The following is a 17639-nucleotide window of genomic DNA, read 5'->3' as shown; positions in this document are numbered from 1 at the left end:
AATAGGATTTTTAATAATAGGAGGTGGATCCAATTACTTACTTTTCTAATTTACATCAGGCATTAACAATCCAAGAACGCTATTATCTCATTCAGCAACAAAAACAAAGGATGTTACATGAGCCTTCCTTAAATTTCTGGCGTGAGGATATGAGTGTTCTGTCAGATGTGGAATTTGCAAATATGCTGCGTTTAAATAAGTACCGGAAAGATACTTTCTCTCAAGCTGTATTGTATTATGTAGATTCAGAGACCAAGGAATTGTTTACTAGATTCGCACAAGCATCCAATTGGTATAAACTATTATCTAAAGTAGTTGAATGTCAATCTAGTGAAGCCTTTCCAAAAAAGGATTTCACTTATATTTTGCGACCTTTCATTACGTACACTTCCGATAGGCTCAAACAAATAGTATTTGAAAATAGGGATTTATCAAGTCCCAACCTTAGAGTTCCATTAATAGAATCCTATCAGCAACTCATTCTTAATTTGGCTAAAAAAGCCTTAGTCCATGAATTACATATGAAAAAGGAAAAAAATCAATTATGTGGAGAAGACTCCGCTGAACGTTATATTAGCTTTTTAGAATACTATAATCAAAAAGAAGAGATCTGGGGTTTTTTCAATAAATATATTGTTCTTGCTCGCCTCATCATTACTACAACCGAATACTACCTCACACATATAGAGGGATTGTTTCAACGTATTAAAAAACATATGGCGTTTTTTAAACATATTGCTGGTGATGAGAAACAGGTTCGGATAGAGCGTATTGATTTCAATTTAGGGGATACACACCATGAAGGAAAATCAGTAGCAAAGATTACGCTAACATCAGGAACAAAATTCATTTATAAGCCAAAATATTCGAATAGTGATCATTTAATAACAAGACTGATCAGCTTTTTAAATAAACAGGATTCTTCTGGGCAATTAAAACTGATACAAACAGAGATAGATGAGGATTATTTGTTTCAAGAATATATTTCTCCTCAATTTTGTACATCAGAGACAGAATTAGAACAGTTTTACATAAGATCAGGGCAATTACTTGCTGTTCTATATGGATTGAATGCAACTGACATTCACATGGAAAATATCATTGCTCAAAAATTTAATCCATACCTTATTGATACAGAATCCATTTTACAGCAGCCTGCTCATTATTTTAGTGACGAATCTCTCCAAAATCTTGTCCAAGAGAGTTTATTTTTAAATGTCAGCTCAACTGGATACCTCCCAAATATTATGTCTCGTAAACAGAATGAGATCGATATTAGTGCGCTTGGAGGAAAACAGGAAACCTATCCGAAAAAAATTTGGACGCTAATTCATGATCATACGGATGAAATACAATATGCCCAAACCTATCGAACGATCAAGGGTGCTCATAATCTTCCGAATAAGGAAAGTGAAGCAAAACACTATCTAGACTACATTCTTCAAGGATTTAAAGAGGTATATCGTATTCTGCAGGTTCATAGGAATGAGATACTTGAAAAGGTAGCAGCAGAAAAAGGATTAACCGTTCGGATGATTTTTCGGCATTCGCAATTATATTATGAATTACTGAATCATTCTCTGCACCCAGATTTACTACAAAATATGTTGGACCGAGAAAAAATATTAGAAAATTTATGGTCCTATAATATTTCGTATCAAGAAATCATCGCCTCAGAGCATCAGCAATTACTTTTTCATGATATCCCAGTTTTTTACAATGAAATACAAACGAATACCCTTATCGATCATGCTAGAAATGTCATCACAAAAGGATTGAGATATGATTCCTTCAAGCTTTTTAAACAGAAGCTAAATCAATTAGGAGAAATCGATCTACAAAAGCAATTAGCTTTGATTCGTCTTTCCATCTCTCAAGAAACATATCATACGAAAGGCACAGGCCTAAATTTAAGCTTACTAATCCGAGGTGCCAGGACAAATGACTATGACTATCTTAACGAGGCAAAGGAAATAGGCCGAGACATAATAAGCCAAAGCATTCAGGAAGATGGGAAAGTAACGTGGATTCAATATACAAATGATTTACATCATGCGCTTCAGCCAATGAAAACAAGTTTCTATCATGGTTTGTCGGGAATCATCTTATTTTATACAACATTATATGAAATGACTGGTGATCATTTGTTTTATGCATTCGCCCAAACGGTTACGGCTTCCATTGATATAAGAGATGAGGATAAGAGATTAAAAGGAATTAGCAGTAATGTATATGGACTATTGTATTTGAAAAGCTACCTTCAAAAGGATTATGATTTTATCGATCGTCGTTTGAAGGAAATCGGATTAGATGAGATGCAACCAATCAAGCTGGAGGAGAATGAAGAACTAGACTACATAAATGGCCTATTAGGCTATCTATCCATGTGCATGCGTTTTTATCGAAAGTATGGTCAGAAAAAGATTCTTAAGGAATGCCAGCGAATTGCGGATTATATAATCACTAACATGGACATAAATAAGATTCAGCAAGACGGATTTGGCCATGGTGCTATGGGCTATACGACCGTATTCCAGGAATTAAGCATGCTTACAGGGGAGAAACAGTATTCTTACATGAATAAAAGGTGTTCTGCCCGAATAAAATCAGCCAATTCTATGTCCTGGTGTAATGGACAGGTTGGTAACTTGATTGGTGAAACGCTCTTTTTATCACGTGAGAACACATTGGAAACTTGTGAGATTTTAGATGATTCGAAGCTCCCTCTTTTAAACAATGATTGTTTATGTCATGGAAATGCCGGGTTGATGGAACTGTATTGCATATTATATGAGGTAACAGGAAATGAAAAGTATCGAAATCAAGCTATGAAGATTGCTGATTTCATATTGGATAAAAAAAGGAAGAATGGGTTTTATCAATTACATGATATAGCTGGTTATCGAACAGCCGGTTTATATTCTGGTCAGGCTGGAATAGGCTATCAGCTGCTCCGGTTAACAAATATCAATCAGGTTTCATCGGTTCTAAGGGGATGAAATACAGCCCCAGGCACGAGGCTGTATTTAAGGGCTTCCTTGGAACTAAGGAAGGTAATTATTATCATACCATTATTTGAGGAAAATTTAAATTATTTATTATCGAGGTTATTATACAAAATTCCCGGAGGCAATAGAAATGAAATTTCAAAATGAAATCCTGCATGAAGAGTACCATGCTATGATGGGAACAAATGAATGGCAGAAGATTAATTCAAAGGCAATCTATGTTTGGAAGACGACAGGTATGATTGTCTCGAGTGTGTTTTTTCTAATCACCTTATTATTGTTCTTATTTTCTTATCTTTATGACTGGCCATTATTAATCCCAATTGGAATGGCTGCTATCATGTTATTCTTAGCAGTCCTATTAATTTTTATTTTACCAAAGATTCGATTAAAGATATGGCGCTTTATGATATTGGAGGATGAGGTTTGTTTACAGTATGGAATTTTAGTAATAACACAGATGCTGATCCCGATGGCTCGTGTACAAAACGTTAGCACGAAACAAGGGCCATTACTTCGCCGCTATCAATTAGCGACAGTTTCTATTTCAACAGCTGCAGGAGTACATGATATACCCGCGTTATCCTTGGAACAAGCAAAAGAACTTCGTGACAAAATTATTAAATTGGCAGGTGTACAAGATGACGTTTAAGATGAAGCGCCAGCACCATGCTACGATTTATATTCAATTGATCACCTGGATAAACGGAATCCTTTTACCGATTATTGCCATTCTCATGATTAGAGAAGAATCGATAGAATCGGAGACTAAAACCTGGCTAGTAATAGGCGGTTTTGTGATGGTGGCAGGATTTATTTTACTGTCTACCCTTTCCTGGTACCGATTTACCTATGGTGTGATAGAAGGGGAATTTCGAATGGAATATGGAATCTTTATTAAAAAAGTCTATTCTATTCCCATGGAGAGAATTCAGTCAGTCGACCATGAGCAAGGAATATTACAAAGGGTTTTCGGAGTAGTGAGAGTGAGGATAAAAACAGCTTCTAATTTAGAAGCTCTACCTCTTCTTCATGCAGTATCCAAAAGTGAGTCTCTTGAGCTTCAAGATATACTAACAAATGGAAAGCATAGAAGCTTATTCGGTAACCAAAAAGATGAAAAGAAGCCCTATCAAAGTATGACATATAAGAAAATGCTTCTATTGAGCATAACTTCTGGAACTCTTTTCATCATTATTCCAGTTCTAGGCAGTTTTCTTTCTTTTCTTGAAAACTTTGTAGACTCCAGAAGCATATTCAGGTTTTTGGTAGATCATTTTCAGTTTAATGATGTTGGTTCACTCGTAATATCAGTAGTAATTCTATTAATTTTAACGATTTTAGTTTCTTTTTTATCTAATATCATGAAGTATATTAACTTTTCAGTAACGAAATCCGAAGAACATGTGGTCATCAATCGGGGAGTGATTAATCGCAGACAGTCCTTAATTCCTATAAAGCGAATTCAAGCATTGCAAATTATAGAAAATCCGATACGCAAGCTATTCGGCTTTTCAACGCTACGAATTATTTATCTTGGGAATGGAGAGGAATTTAATAAATCGTTGATCCTTCATCCGCTATTGCATGTAAGGGAACTGCAAGATTTCTTGCATGATACGCTTCCAGAATTTAAGATAGATAATATGGACTTTCAACGTGTACCTCAGCGTTCATGGCATTATATGATTACATTTGATTTTATAGTAAATATCCTGGTTGCCTCGCTTGTTTCCATTTTCTTCTTTCCATGGGGAGTGTTGAGTTTTCTATTGGTATTCGTTTTATTAATTTATGCATATAAATGGTATCAGGATGAAGGTTGGTATGTACATGGAGAGTTGTTAGTTGCTCGAACACGGTTTATTACTAGAAGGACTGTTATCATTCCACGTAATCGTATTCAGTCAAGTTTAGTCCGGCAAAGTATGATTCAACGCATTGGCAAACTTATGAATGTAGAGATTCAAGTTGCAGGAGGACTTATGGGAAAAATATTCTCAATTAAGTATTTAGATGAAAAAGTAGCACGTTCATTACTTAGTTGGTCGAGCTACCGTGCTTATCGTAAGTAATAGAAATGAAAGTGAGCATTTTCGTTCTTTTGAGGCGAAAATGCTCATTTTCTCTTTAGGGTAAGATATGTAATTGATATGCTTTACATACAATACCGACTCTCGTTTGGACTTCTAATTTTTTGCAAATGGTCTGAATATTATATTCAATGGATCTTTGGGAATAGCTTAGCTCTTCTGCAATCATTTTATTGGTTTGCTCATTTGCGATAAGTTTAATGATTTGATGCTCAATAGGAGTTATTTCGATCTGAGTTCCATACATTTTTTACACCACCTTTTAATAGAATATAATTATTAAATAATAAAAATAATAATCTCTATAAATCGCATCCTTTCTGTTAACTCCAAATATTCGCACTAAAATAGTATCTATCCATAAATTTTGACATAGGAGATGAGGAATCCTTCATATTTTTACAAAATAATCCTTATAGCCTGCCAGGAATTTTTTCCAGGCATAAATACCTGAACATAAAGATGGGTGTCGCAGGTGTCCAGTTGGCAGAGAAGAAAGGAGCCTCTAAATTTTAAATCATATCCCCCTTCCCCATAACCATGCTTGCGACACTATCGCACACATCCCCCGTTTCGTCTTTTACAAAATATCGTAATCTCTTCTCTTAATTGGTATAAAATTTTTATATATCAACACACATCCAATAACCCCAAAAATATGCTATGATAGTCTGTATGGTCTTATTCTCCCAAGAGAAATACACCATGTTATTTAACAATAATGGAGGATTATAATATGAAACATCATCATGCTACCATCACTTTTCTTTTGGGTGCTGTTTTTTTTGGGTTGAACCCATTATTTATTAACTTAGGTTATGCTGCAGGCTGGGCGCTTAGTCAAATTATGGTGGTACAAGCCATTATTGCTTTAATAGTGCTTTGGATCATCGGTATTTTCGCTCTTAGACGCCACCCTCATACAGCCAAAAAACTTACCTTCAAAACAGTGCTTTCTCTCATGCTTGCAGGAAGCTTTACTGGCTTGACAAGTATTCTCTATTACGCATCAATGCAATACCTACCTGCTTCTCTAGCAGTTGTATTATTATTTCAATTCATATGGATTGGCGTATTATTTGAATGGGTTTTTAGCAGGAAGCGACCAAGTAAACAAACGATGGTTACCGTTATCCTAACTCTAGTAGGTGTATTATTTGCCGCAGATGTGTTTAACGGCGGTCTATCTGATATCACACTTATCGGCTTTGTTTTAGGTATTGGATCAGCATTCTCCTATTCTGCATTTATTATTGTCAGCGGAAGTGTAGCTGTTGATGTTCCGGCAACGATTCGAACACCCTTTATGATTACAGGTGCAACGCTATTAATCTTTATTATATTTCCACCGCACATGTCGCTAAACTCTGAAGTCTTAAGTAGTGGAAGCATATGGATCTACGCAGGTGGTCTTGCCCTATGTGGGCTCATCTTAACACCGCTTATGTTTGCCATGTCAACTCCTCATATATCTGCTGGCTTAGCCACTATTCTCGGTGCCGTAGAACTTCCTGTATCGGTAATCGTTGCATATATCGGACTTTCGGAATATATTGCACCTTCCAGATGGTTCGGTGTGGCGCTTATCCTAGTTGCAATTGCAATTGGGGAAATGAAGGGTATTTGGCATAAGTTTATTAATCGGAGAAGATTTGCTAATTAGACAGGCAATAGGAAACATGCGCAGGAGAATGAGCAGGAGTGAGGAATTAGCTTCTAGTCTGTTAACACCAGTTCTTAGGAAATTATGTAATGTGCCCTTCATATCCATCCGATATAATGAAGATTAATATAGAGCTTTATCCAAGAAAAACCAATCACTGACAGAAATATAAAAAGACCTAAGGAATGCTGCATTCCTTAGGTTTTCTATATATTGGTCTACCTTCAATTGATTACTTATATGCATAAACCAGCTATGCAATAAAAATAAAATATAAAATAAATAACACACAAAGCACGTACATAATTGGATGCACTTCTTTAAAGCGCTTTTGCGCCATTAGAGATAATGGATATAGAATAAAGCCAAAAGCGAGACCCATCGCTACACTGGAAGTTAGTGGCATCATAATTATAGTCAAGAATGCAGGAATGACAATCTCAATTTTACTCCAGTCAATATTCCTGATATCCATCGCCATTAATGCCCCGACAATAATTAACGCAGGAGCAGTAACCTCTGTCGTTATGACAGCAAGGATAGGTGAAAAGAATAATGCGATCAAAAAGCATAGTGCAATGATAATAGATGTAAATCCAGTTCTGCCCCCAACTGCAATACCTGATGACGACTCTACACTCGTTGCAGGTGTGGACGTTCCCAGTACCGCGCCGATTGCCCCAGCTGAAGAGTCCGCAAGCAGGGCTCTACCTATTTTTGGAATTTCATTGTTTTTCATGATTCCAGCTTGACTGGTAAGCGCAATTAAGGAACCAGCTGTATCAAAAAAAGCAACAAATAAAAAGGTAAAAATAACTGCTAATACATCCGGCGTAAAAATCGCATCCAAATTCATAAACACAGCACCAAATGTTGGTTCTAGACTCGGAATCGTACCAATAATAGCAGAAGGAATTTTAATTAATCCAGCAATCATCCCTATAATCGTTGTAATCGCCATTCCGTAAAATATTGCCCCATTCATCCCACGAACGAGCATAATGATTGTAATGATAAGGCCAATGACAGCTAATGCAGTGCCAGATGATGTTAAGTCACCAATCGAAACAAATGTATCTGGATTGGCAACGATAATCCCTGCATTTTTAAAACCGATAAATGCAATGAAAAATCCAATTCCAGCAGCAATCGCGTGTTTTAAATCCTTAGGAATCACATTAATGATCTTTTCCCTGATTTTCATTAAGCTTAAAATCATAAAAATAATGCCCGCAATAAAAACGCCTGTCAATGCTACTTGCCATTCAATCCCCATACCGATAACAACGGAAAAAGTAAAGAATGAATTTAGCCCCATACTGGGTGCAATAGCGATTGGATAATTCGCAAGCAGACCAATAAGTAATGAACCAATGATTGCAGTAAGCGCTGTTGCAGTAAACACAGCGCCCCGATCCATCCCAGCTTGACTTAGAATAAGCGGGTTTACGACTAAAATATATGAAATGGAAAGAAAGGTTGTCAGCCCTGCAAGAACTTCCTGTTTATATGTCGTATTTCTTTCTGTAAATCCAAAAAAGTTTTTCATAATATGTAGTATCTCCTATTTGCTACTTCCATGTATAAAAAAACTTTGACCAACTTCCAGCATGTCAAAGTAACAAAAGGCACAGAAAATATAAATACATTTCCATCCCTTGTAGACGAGCTATTTATGGTAGCTGGTAGAAACGCCCAAGCCATATTCCTGGACTTATACAAGATGTAGCTTTTCTTATTAGAACCATAGGAAAATGATATCAAGTTAGAGGGTACTGCGTCAAGAGTGGATGGATGAATAGCAGAGACAGAGACAGAGACAGATTCAGATTCACAACTTGGTAGGAACAGGTTTGTTCAGCTTTACTTACCAGATCCGTTTTCCATTATTGTAACGCAATAACAATAGGGGCAGCTATACCATCAGCTGCCCCTGCACAGTTTAATTATTAATATATTTTTCGAACACTGCTCCAAAATCCTTTTGATGGTAGTCTTTACGAGCTGATTCCATCCAGGAAAATCCAAATTCCGTTAGTTGTTTATATTGGGATGCAAGGTCTGCTTCAGATGTTCTTGAATTTTGCAGAACAGATACTGCTTTATCAAGGCTTTCTCCTGCCATATTGTACATCACGCTATTTTCATGCATCTTTTCAGAAATATATAGCAATGCTTTATAGAGATCCTTCAGCTTATCAATCTCATCTTTACGAACATCAATACTAAAAAACTCATTACCCAATGAAAATTTAATCTCAATGTCTCTATCAATTTTACCGGCTGTTTCCAGAAGAACATTTGAAATCGTATGCTGTGAGTATGGATAGCGCTTCATCGTTCGTTTGGAAGATGTTGCATTTTCACCGTCCACATGAATCAATGCCAAATTGGTAAAGCAATATTCATCTGCTTTTGTCATGATTAAAAAGTAAATCTTCTCATTGTCCTCATGTCTCACATAGTCATCTGCATCTGTCTTATCATAATCCTGTGGCTCAATAATCTTTCCAATGTCTGATAATCCTAATGCGTCGGCAGCTAATTTTTTTAACATACTTCGTCTCCTTCAATCAGTGATTTTTTGTTACTGATACGTAAGTTAACATCCTTCTATTAGAATATTCTATCATAGTATATATTACTTTGTTTGGATATACGAATCGCTTACAAGTGAAAATTCCCTAGTGCACTTTTGGTTATCTTATAGTCAATCCTTAGGGTATCACAAATATGCCTGGATTAGGTAATGATGAACTTACCCCCTCCATTACAAATAAATACCTTTAGCTGAAAGATTACTAATACATTCTTCCAAATAAGCGGCATCATGTTCGGGATAAATCCGTCTACTCTCATTTTCTTCCTTAATCACATCTTCTTTATAAGGTGGACATGCTTTACCACGATATGCTGGATTCTCCCATAATGGATCATTGTTATAACCCCGCTTCTTCATTTCATCCATCACCTTTATATGGTATTGGAATAATTTATCAGGAGAATACTGAAATACATAGTCGACTGTTGCGTGCTTTTTATTCCACCCTAGTCCTCGTAACGCACAACATTCCCGGTGCTGTCCCAATAACTGCTGACGGGGCAGTTTGGAAATAAGTGCTTCATGCCATAAGCGCATTTTTTCACCTGATTTCTTATTGATTCAATTTGTCCTCGATTATAGTGATCATATTATTTAAACATAATATCATAGTCCCCAACTAGAAACAGTAACAGCTGGCAAACTTTCGCCTGCCAGCAACCTAAACTAATTGATTTATTCCTTAGAATCGGACTTCGTTTTGTAACTCTCATCATCGCGAAGCTTCCAGAGCTTCCCAGGCCAGAAAGCATAGCGTCCAAGTACAGTTGTAATCGCAGGAACAAGCAATGGTCTGACGATAAATGTATCAATCATAATTCCGATTGCCATAATAGTACCGAAATGGACAAGTACCTGCAATGGAAGTACGGCGAGAACAGAAAAAGTACCAGCTAAAATAAGTCCTGCTGAACTAATGACACTTCCAGTTTCTCCTACACTTTCTGTAATTGCTTGCTTAAGAGGCATAATCTTGCGTTTACTCCACAAACTTGAAACAAGGAATATATTATAATCGATTCCTAAAGCGACTAAAAAGACGAAGGAATAGAGCGGGATTAATCCCTGAATTTCTGCTACACCAAAGATATGATGCAATACAATCCAGCCTAGACCAAGCGCGGATGCATACGAGATAATTACCGTTGCAAGTAAATAAACCATCGCGACAATTGATCTTAGGAAAACCACGAGTAATATAGCAATAATTAATAACAGAACAGGAATAATCAATGCTTGATCTCGGCTTGTAACTTGATCTGTATCATATAGTGTAGCTGTTTCACCGCCGAGCCAGACAAAATCTTCAGCATTTGAGACACCCGTATCGCTTAATGCATTCGTTGCGATAGATTGAAGTTCTGGAATACTTTCCACTGCTTCTGTGGAGTAAGGATCAATTGAAAGCGTGACTTGCCATTCTTGGATATCCTTTGTTACCGATCCTTCAACTGGATCAGCAACTACCTCTACATATGGATGCTCCTCCAACTCCTCCTTAAGTGAAACTTCCTCACCATTTGTATCAACAATAATACTGACAGGGGCAATTTCACCCGGTGGATAATGGTCTTCAATTATTGTATAACCTTCACGTGATGCCATATCTTCCGGGAAAGAATCTAATAATGCATACGTAAATTGCATTTTCGGTACAAAAGCGGCTAAAGCCCCAAGAAGAATCATACTGACAATGATAATTGCCCATGGTTTTTCTGTGACAAACGCTCCTATCTTTTTGCCAAAACGATGACTCGGTTTCGGACGGCGCATTTCTTTCCCTTTTTTCTTCTCCATTTCCTGAATCATTTCTTCGGGACGAGGTATAAACGGGATAAACGCAAATCTTCCAAGTATCGCTAAAATCGCAGGCAGCAGTGTTAAGGCAGCGATTCCCATGATGAAGATGGATAAACTAAATGGTATAGCAAAACGGTCATAGGATGCATAGTAAGCCAGCCCAAGTGATAGCAGCCCTAAAACAGTTGTCATAGAACTCATCATGATGGCGCCACCTGTACCACTAATCGCACGCTTTAATGCTGCATGTTTATCCTTTTCCTGTCGCAGTTCATCACGGTAACGCGAAATTAAAAATAAACAATAATCCGTTCCCGCTCCAAACAACAGTACCGTCATTATGGAGATTGCCTGTCCATCAACGACTATCCATCCCTTATCTGCTAGGAATCCGAGTAAAGGACTAATTATTCCATAGGCAATCCCAACGGCAATAAGTGGAATAATCGCCAAAATAGGAGAACGATACAGTAAAATAAGCAAAATAAACACAATCAATACCGTCGCAATTAACAATGTGATATCAGCATTACTGAAGAGTGCAACTGCATCGGTCTGAATTCCCACCGGCCCGGAAAAGCGAACATGCAAACTAGCATCCTCTATGTCATTTTCCAAAACTTCGCTGCCAAATTGCTCCGTTATTTTCATTTCAAGCTGTTCTAAAGCAGCTTGTAATTCTTCAGTTGATGCGTCACCATTAAAGAATACTGGTGTTATCAGTGCAGCCCCATCCTCAGATGCACTTCCCGCCATGGCAGCAACAGGTACATCCTGAAAAGGAGGAATAAACGTTTGTTTATCGACTGGTGCAGCATCGAGATCTTTGTAAAGAGTTTGAATCATTTCATAATCCGAGTCTCGCAGTCCCTCGTTACGATGCCACACTAACAGTAATGGCGTACCTGCATCATTCGAAAACTCTTTATTAGAAATCTTACTTGCTTCAACAGACATCGTATCATCCGGCAATAATTGCGTATCTGATGTTTCGCGATCGTTTACCTGTGGCCATATAAACGAAAAAATCCCAATCAATAAAATCCAAATAAATATAGTTACCCAGCGCGTTTTGCTGTTAGCAACAATATCTCCCCACTTTTTCAATAGCTTAATCAAGATCCTCATCCTCTCTAGCATGGACTTTTATTTTGTTTTCTCTAAAAGTCATGTACTTTATAATTATATATACTAGTAGGTTAATTATTCAAGTGTTATTTAAGATATGATATAATATATCTAGTATATTGAATTTGGAGCTGGGTATTATGCAACGTACACAACGAACATTAGGAAGGCCTCGTAAAGAACAAGATGGGATATCAACGAAGGATTTGATTTTGCATACAGCGACTGGCATGTTCTTAGAAAAGGGATATCCATCAGTGTCTATGGATGATGTTGCTCAAAAATGTGATTTCACAAAAGCAACCGTGTATTATTATTACAAAACAAAAGCAGACCTTTTTACAGATGCAATGGTTCAGTTAATGATTCGAATTAAGCAAAGAATTATAGATATTCTCTCAACAAATGCATCACTGGAGACACAGTTATTTCAGATTGCTAAAGCACATATACAAGCAACAGTAGATATTGATATCAATGCATTTATGAAGGAAGCGAAAACATCTCTTTCTGATGACCAATTGCAATTGATGAAGGAAGCAGAGGACAATATGTATGGAGCATTGGAGCAAGCAATAAAAAAAGCGATGGATAAGGGAGAAATTCCTCAAAGCAATCCTCGCCTAGGTGCACTTATGTTTGTATCCATGCTTACAGCTGGAAATAATTTAGATAATGCTTATAAAGAAACATTTTCATCGTTGGATGATCTAGTGACTCAAATTGTGAATTTATTCTGGAATGGGTTAGCAAACGAAAACCAGTCATCGCTGTAGAGTTAAAGGTTTTTTTCACTAATTTTAATTATAGTAAATATAGAAGAATCCATTTTGAAAAAGATTCTTTAAAATGGATTCTTCTATAGAAAATTGACGTTTCAGTATAAGGATTGTTTCTTTAATCAATGCCCATCTCTTATATCCTTCACAGTTTTTTTCAATTACCTTTTGGTATTGTCTAAATTTCTTTTTTTACCTCTTCTCAATGTTTCTTAGCTATCGGTTGACGAAGTAGGTAAAATCGATAAAGGTTTTTTATGGTCACCTTTAATACAGCATAAAGCGGAATTGCAATGAGTATACCAATAAAACCATAGATCGATCCGGCTACAACTAAAAGTAGAATGATTGTTAATGGATGTATATCTAACCTGTTTCCTAATACTAATGGAGAAACAAGGTTCCCCTCTAATTGTTGAACTACAACTAAAACAATTAATATATAAAGAACCATCTCCGGGCTTTGAATCGACCCAAATACAATGGCTGGTAAAATGCCAAGTATCGGTCCTAAAAAAGGTACAACTGCAGTCATGACAACAAATAATGCTAGAAAAGCAGCATAGTCAAGGCCGATAAAAAGGTAACCCAAATACATTAGAACACCGTTAACCAAAGCAACAGTCAATTGGCCAATAATATAAGCTGCAATTGTCCCATCAATGTCTTTCAATATCTTCTTACCTTCTGCATTATGGTTTTCGGGTATAAATTTCAATAGAAACGGAATTAGTTGGTCGCCCTCCTTTAATAAGTAAAACAAAATAAAGGGAACAATAATTAGAACAGTGGCTACACTAGTAAGTGCTTTTACAATATCTGTTATATTTTGACCGATAGATTGGGTAAGGTTGCCTAAGTAAGTCATCCCTTTTTGTTTGAACTGGTCGACAGAGAACATATTTATATTTTTCTCATCCATAAATTCCTCTGCTTCCCCTGTCATTTGTTCAATATTTTCCGGAATAACTTTTACCATATCATTAACTTGTTCGCTGATAGACTCTCCACCAAAATGAAAGATTAAGAAAACGATACCTGTTATTACGGCATAGACCACTAATATCGCTATTGAACGAGGGATGTATTTTGATTTTGAGAAAAGAGAAACAACGGGTCTTAAAATATAATAGAGCAAACCAGCTATTACAATCGGGAAAAATAATGTCCCAATCAGTTTTTGAAAGGGATATAAAAAATAGTCGATTTTCCCTAGAAAATAAATAAAGATTACAATTAACAATGCGCCTGTCATGTATTTAAAAAACGAATGCCTAATCCACATGCTCTGATTTCCCTCTTCCTTGTTATAAACTGTTGAATTTATGTTGTAACTATTCCACTATGTGTTCACCATTTGTCCTGGCATTGATCGACAGGGTTAATATTAAATAGTAAATTACAAATGCCGTGAACAAAACCTCGACATTATTAAATTGAATTATTTGTTTGCTGTGTTATTTACTCTCTGATTATAAGAACAAATACTCCATTTTTAAGATCTGTCAATAATATATTCCACTATATAATTTTTATAAACACAAAAAAACGCTTTATCCTTCACAGGACAAGCGTTTCACCAAGAGCTTCCAAGCAGATTCGAACTGCTGACCCCCACCTTACCATGGTGGTGCTCTACCTACTGAGCTATGGAAGCATGAAAATGGCTCCACAGGTAGGATTCGAACCTACGACCGATCGGTTAACAGCCGATTGCTCTACCACTGAGCTACTGTGGAATAATGTGACTGAATATAAGCTTAATTTATTGATGATTCTTCAGTAAATTAATATAGAAAAAAAGCAGCCTGGCGGCGTCCTACTCTTGCAGGGACAAAGTCCCAACTACCATCGGCGCTGAAGAGCTTAACTACTGTGTTCGGGATGGGAACAGGTGTGACCTCTTCGCTATTACTACCAGACAACTATATTTAGGTTTGTACCCTAAAAACTAAATAAGAGTAATGGTCAACGACAATCAAATAAGAATTTAGTTAAGTCCTCGATCGATTAGTATCCGTAAGCTCCACGTGTCACCACGCTTCTACACCGAACCTATCAACCTCATCGTCTCTGAGGGATCTTACTCACTCGAAGTGATGGGAAGTCTCATCTTGAGGGGGGCTTCATGCTTAGATGCTTTCAGCACTTATCCTTTCCACACGTAGCTACCCAGCGATGCTCCTGGCGGAACAACTGGTACACCAGCGGTGTGTCCATCCCGGTCCTCTCGTACTAAGGACAGCTCCTCTCAAACTTCCAACGCCCACGACGGATAGGGACCGAACTGTCTCACGACGTTCTGAACCCAGCTCGCGTACCGCTTTAATGGGCGAACAGCCCAACCCTTGGGACCGACTACAGCCCCAGGATGCGATGAGCCGACATCGAGGTGCCAAACCTCCCCGTCGATGTGAACTCTTGGGGGAGATAAGCCTGTTATCCCCGGGGTAGCTTTTATCCGTTGAGCGATGGCCCTTCCATGCGGAACCACCGGATCACTAAGCCCGACTTTCGTCCCTGCTCGACTTGTAGGTCTCGCAGTCAAGCTCCCTTCTGCCTTTACACTCTACGAATGATTTCCAACCATTCTGAGGGAACCTTTGGGCGCCTCCGTTACTCTTTGGGAGGCGACCGCCCCAGTCAAACTGCCCGCCTGACACTGTCTCCGAACCGGATCACGGTCCTGGGTTAGAAGGTTCATACAACTAGGGTGGTATCCCACGGGCGCCTCCACGTAAGCTAGCGCTCACGCTTCAACGGCTCCCACCTATCCTGTACAAGCTGCACAAACATTCAATATCAGGCTACAGTAAAGCTCCACGGGGTCTTTCCGTCCTGTCGCGGGTAATGCGCATCTTCACGCATAGTATAATTTCACCGGGTCTCTCGTTGAGACAGTGCCCAAGTCGTTGCACCTTTCGTGCGGGTCGGAACTTACCCGACAAGGAATTTCGCTACCTTAGGACCGTTATAGTTACGGCCGCCGTTTACTGGGGCTTCGGTTCTATGCTTCGCACCGAAGTGCTAACATTTCCCCTTAACCTTCCAGCACCGGGCAGGTGTCAGCCCCTATACTTCGCCTTTCGGCTTCGCAGAGACCTGTGTTTTTGCTAAACAGTCGCTTGGGCCTATTCACTGCGGCTCCATGTTAATGAAGCACCCCTTCTCCCGAAGTTACGGGGTCATTTTGCCGAGTTCCTTAACGAGAGTTCTCCCGCTCACCTTAGGATTCTCTCCTCGCCTACCTGTGTCGGTTTGCGGTACGGGCACCTATGATCTAACTAGAGGCTTTTCTTGGCAGTGTGAAATCAGGAACTTCGGTACTAATTTCCCTCCCCATCACAGCTTGAAATTGTTGAACGGATTTGCCTATCCAACTTTCTCACTGCTTGGGCGCACACATCCATCGGTGCGCATTCCTTATCCTACTGCGTCCCCCCATCGCTCAAACAATCATGAGGTGGTACAGGAATATCAACCTGTTGTCCATCGCCTACGCCTTTCGGCCTCGGCTTAGGTCCCGACTAACCCTGAGAGGACGAGCCTTCCTCAGGAAACCTTAGGCATTCGGTGAAAGAGATTCTCACTCTTTTTTCGCTACTCATACCGGCATTCTCACTTCTAAGCGCTCCACCAGTCCTCACGGTCTGACTTCACAGCACTTAGAACGCTCTCCTACCATTGTTCGAAGAACAATCCGCAGCTTCGGTGATACGTTTAGCCCCGGTACATTTTCGGCGCAGAGTCACTCGACCAGTGAGCTATTACGCACTCTTTAAATGATGGCTGCTTCTGAGCCAACATCCTGGTTGTCTGGGCAACTCCACATCCTTTTCCACTTAACGTATACTTTGGGACCTTAGCTGGCGGTCTGGGCTGTTTCCCTTTCGACTATGAACCTTATCACCCATAGTCTGACTCCCAAGCTGAAGTAATTGGCATTCGGAGTTTGACTGAATTCGGTAACCCGGTGAGGGCCCCTAGTTCAATCAGTGCTCTACCTCCAATACTCAATGCTTGAGGCTAGCCCTAAAGCTATTTCGGAGAGAACCAGCTATCTCCGTGTTCGATTGGCATTTCACCCCTACCCACACCTCATCCCCGCATTTTTCAACATACGTGGGTTCGGGCCTCCAGTCAGTGTTACCTGACCTTCACCCTGGACATGGGTAGATCACACGGTTTCGGGTCTACGACCGCATACTATAAACGCCCTATTCAGACTCGCTTTCGCTGCGGCTCCGTGTCTTCCACTTAACCTTGCATACGATCGTAACTCGCCGGTCCATTCTACAAAAGGTACGCCGTCACCCATTAACGGGCTTCGACTACTTGTAGGCACACGGTTTCAGGTACTATTTCACTCCCCTTCCGGGGTGCTTTTCACCTTTCCCTCACGGTACTGGTTCACTATCGGTCACTAGGGAGTATTTAGCCTTGGGAGATGGTCCTCCCGGATTCCGACGGAATTTCTCGTGTTCCGCCGTACTCAGGATACACTCCGGAGAGAATTCCTTTTCGACTACAGGGCTGTTACCCGCTATGGCTGACCTTTCCAGATCG

11 protein-coding genes, 2 tRNA genes, 2 rRNA genes and 1 riboswitch (1 of these 16 running past the window's edge) are annotated in these 17639 nt (G+C 39.0%); of the genes, 5 read left to right on the top strand and 10 right to left on the bottom strand.

Annotated features, from left to right (window positions below):
- Positions 1–23 precede the first annotated feature (23 nt).
- The 3 genes from lanM (at position 24) to CUC15_RS01095 (ending at position 5083) form a co-directional block, all read left to right on the top strand.
- Positions 24–2999 carry a type 2 lanthipeptide synthetase LanM gene (gene lanM, locus CUC15_RS01105; protein WP_114914968.1) on the top strand — a complete coding sequence of 992 codons (2976 nt, stop codon included), beginning with the start codon at positions 24–26 and terminating at the stop codon, positions 2997–2999.
- A 139-nt stretch (positions 3000–3138) separates the two neighbouring features.
- Positions 3139–3660, top strand: a complete 522-nt coding sequence (locus tag CUC15_RS01100) for a PH domain-containing protein (RefSeq protein ID WP_114914967.1) — start codon at positions 3139–3141, stop codon at positions 3658–3660.
- On the top strand, positions 3650–5083 hold the full coding sequence (locus tag CUC15_RS01095; protein WP_162800244.1) for a PH domain-containing protein: 1434 nt from the start codon (positions 3650–3652) through the stop codon (positions 5081–5083). The genes CUC15_RS01100 and CUC15_RS01095 overlap by 11 nt, the downstream gene beginning before the upstream one ends.
- A gap of 55 nt (positions 5084–5138) precedes the next feature.
- Here CUC15_RS01095 and CUC15_RS01090 read toward each other — a convergent pair whose 3' ends face one another.
- The gene (locus CUC15_RS01090; protein WP_114914965.1) at positions 5139–5348 is read right to left on the bottom strand and encodes a response regulator transcription factor; all 210 of its coding nucleotides are present in this window, start codon (positions 5346–5348) and stop codon (positions 5139–5141) included.
- 489 nt (positions 5349–5837) lie between these two features.
- Between CUC15_RS01090 and CUC15_RS01085 the strand changes: the two genes are divergently transcribed.
- Positions 5838–6764, top strand: coding sequence for an EamA family transporter (locus CUC15_RS01085; RefSeq protein WP_162800243.1), 927 nt, complete (start codon positions 5838–5840; stop codon positions 6762–6764).
- Between the two features lie 253 nt (positions 6765–7017).
- Here the strand turns inward: CUC15_RS01085 and CUC15_RS01080 are convergent, their stop codons facing one another.
- The 4 genes from CUC15_RS01080 to CUC15_RS01065 form a co-directional block, all read right to left on the bottom strand.
- Complete coding sequence (locus tag CUC15_RS01080) at positions 7018–8313, bottom strand: NCS2 family permease (RefSeq protein ID WP_114914963.1); 1296 nt, start codon at positions 8311–8313, stop codon at positions 7018–7020.
- A 92-nt stretch (positions 8314–8405) separates the two neighbouring features.
- Positions 8406–8506: riboswitch (purine riboswitch) on the bottom strand.
- 200 nt (positions 8507–8706) lie between these two features.
- Positions 8707–9321 carry a PH domain-containing protein gene (locus CUC15_RS01075; RefSeq protein ID WP_114914962.1) on the bottom strand — a complete coding sequence of 205 codons (615 nt, stop codon included), beginning with the start codon at positions 9319–9321 and terminating at the stop codon, positions 8707–8709.
- 213 nt (positions 9322–9534) lie between these two features.
- Positions 9535–9903 carry a TIGR02328 family protein gene (locus CUC15_RS01070; RefSeq protein WP_114914961.1) on the bottom strand — a complete coding sequence of 123 codons (369 nt, stop codon included), beginning with the start codon at positions 9901–9903 and terminating at the stop codon, positions 9535–9537.
- Between the two features lie 138 nt (positions 9904–10041).
- Positions 10042–12285, bottom strand: coding sequence for an MMPL family transporter (locus CUC15_RS01065; RefSeq protein WP_242985915.1), 2244 nt, complete (start codon positions 12283–12285; stop codon positions 10042–10044).
- A 149-nt stretch (positions 12286–12434) separates the two neighbouring features.
- Between CUC15_RS01065 and CUC15_RS01060 the strand changes: the two genes are divergently transcribed.
- Positions 12435–13070 (top strand): TetR/AcrR family transcriptional regulator, encoded by a 636-nt coding sequence (locus CUC15_RS01060; RefSeq protein WP_114914959.1) that lies wholly within the window; start codon positions 12435–12437, stop codon positions 13068–13070.
- Between the two features lie 205 nt (positions 13071–13275).
- On the opposite strand, the gene CUC15_RS01055 is transcribed toward CUC15_RS01060, so the two are convergent.
- The 5 genes from CUC15_RS01055 to CUC15_RS01035 form a co-directional block, all read right to left on the bottom strand.
- On the bottom strand, positions 13276–14358 hold the full coding sequence (locus CUC15_RS01055; RefSeq protein WP_114914958.1) for an AI-2E family transporter: 1083 nt from the start codon (positions 14356–14358) through the stop codon (positions 13276–13278).
- A 299-nt stretch (positions 14359–14657) separates the two neighbouring features.
- Positions 14658–14730: transfer RNA gene (locus CUC15_RS01050), tRNA-Thr, on the bottom strand.
- Between the two features lie 7 nt (positions 14731–14737).
- A tRNA-Asn gene (locus tag CUC15_RS01045) sits at positions 14738–14812 on the bottom strand.
- A 67-nt stretch (positions 14813–14879) separates the two neighbouring features.
- Positions 14880–14995 (bottom strand): 5S ribosomal RNA (gene rrf, locus CUC15_RS01040).
- Positions 14996–15063: 68 nt separating this feature from the next.
- A 23S ribosomal RNA gene (locus CUC15_RS01035) occupies positions 15064–17639 on the bottom strand; it runs 342 nt beyond the window's last position.

The sequence above is a fragment of the Oceanobacillus zhaokaii genome (assembly GCF_003352005.1).
Classification (GTDB): Bacteria; Bacillota; Bacilli; order Bacillales; family Amphibacillaceae; genus Oceanobacillus; species Oceanobacillus zhaokaii.
This window is presented reverse-complemented; position numbering and strand designations above follow the sequence as displayed.

Excerpts from the sequence above, each read along its gene's own strand:
- CUC15_RS01100 (WP_114914967.1), top strand. The coding sequence starts at position 3,139 with ATGAAATTTCAAAATGAAATCCTGCATGAAGAGTACCATGCTATGATG.
- CUC15_RS01095 (WP_162800244.1), top strand. The coding sequence starts at position 3,650 with ATGACGTTTAAGATGAAGCGCCAGCACCATGCTACGATTTATATTCAA.
- CUC15_RS01090 (WP_114914965.1), bottom strand. The coding sequence starts at position 5,348 with ATGTATGGAACTCAGATCGAAATAACTCCTATTGAGCATCAAATCATT.
- CUC15_RS01085 (WP_162800243.1), top strand. The coding sequence starts at position 5,838 with ATGAAACATCATCATGCTACCATCACTTTTCTTTTGGGTGCTGTTTTT.
- CUC15_RS01080 (WP_114914963.1), bottom strand. The coding sequence starts at position 8,313 with ATGAAAAACTTTTTTGGATTTACAGAAAGAAATACGACATATAAACAG.
- CUC15_RS01075 (WP_114914962.1), bottom strand. The coding sequence starts at position 9,321 with ATGTTAAAAAAATTAGCTGCCGACGCATTAGGATTATCAGACATTGGA.
- CUC15_RS01070 (WP_114914961.1), bottom strand. The coding sequence starts at position 9,903 with ATGCGCTTATGGCATGAAGCACTTATTTCCAAACTGCCCCGTCAGCAG.
- CUC15_RS01060 (WP_114914959.1), top strand. The coding sequence starts at position 12,435 with ATGCAACGTACACAACGAACATTAGGAAGGCCTCGTAAAGAACAAGAT.
- CUC15_RS01055 (WP_114914958.1), bottom strand. The coding sequence starts at position 14,358 with ATGTGGATTAGGCATTCGTTTTTTAAATACATGACAGGCGCATTGTTA.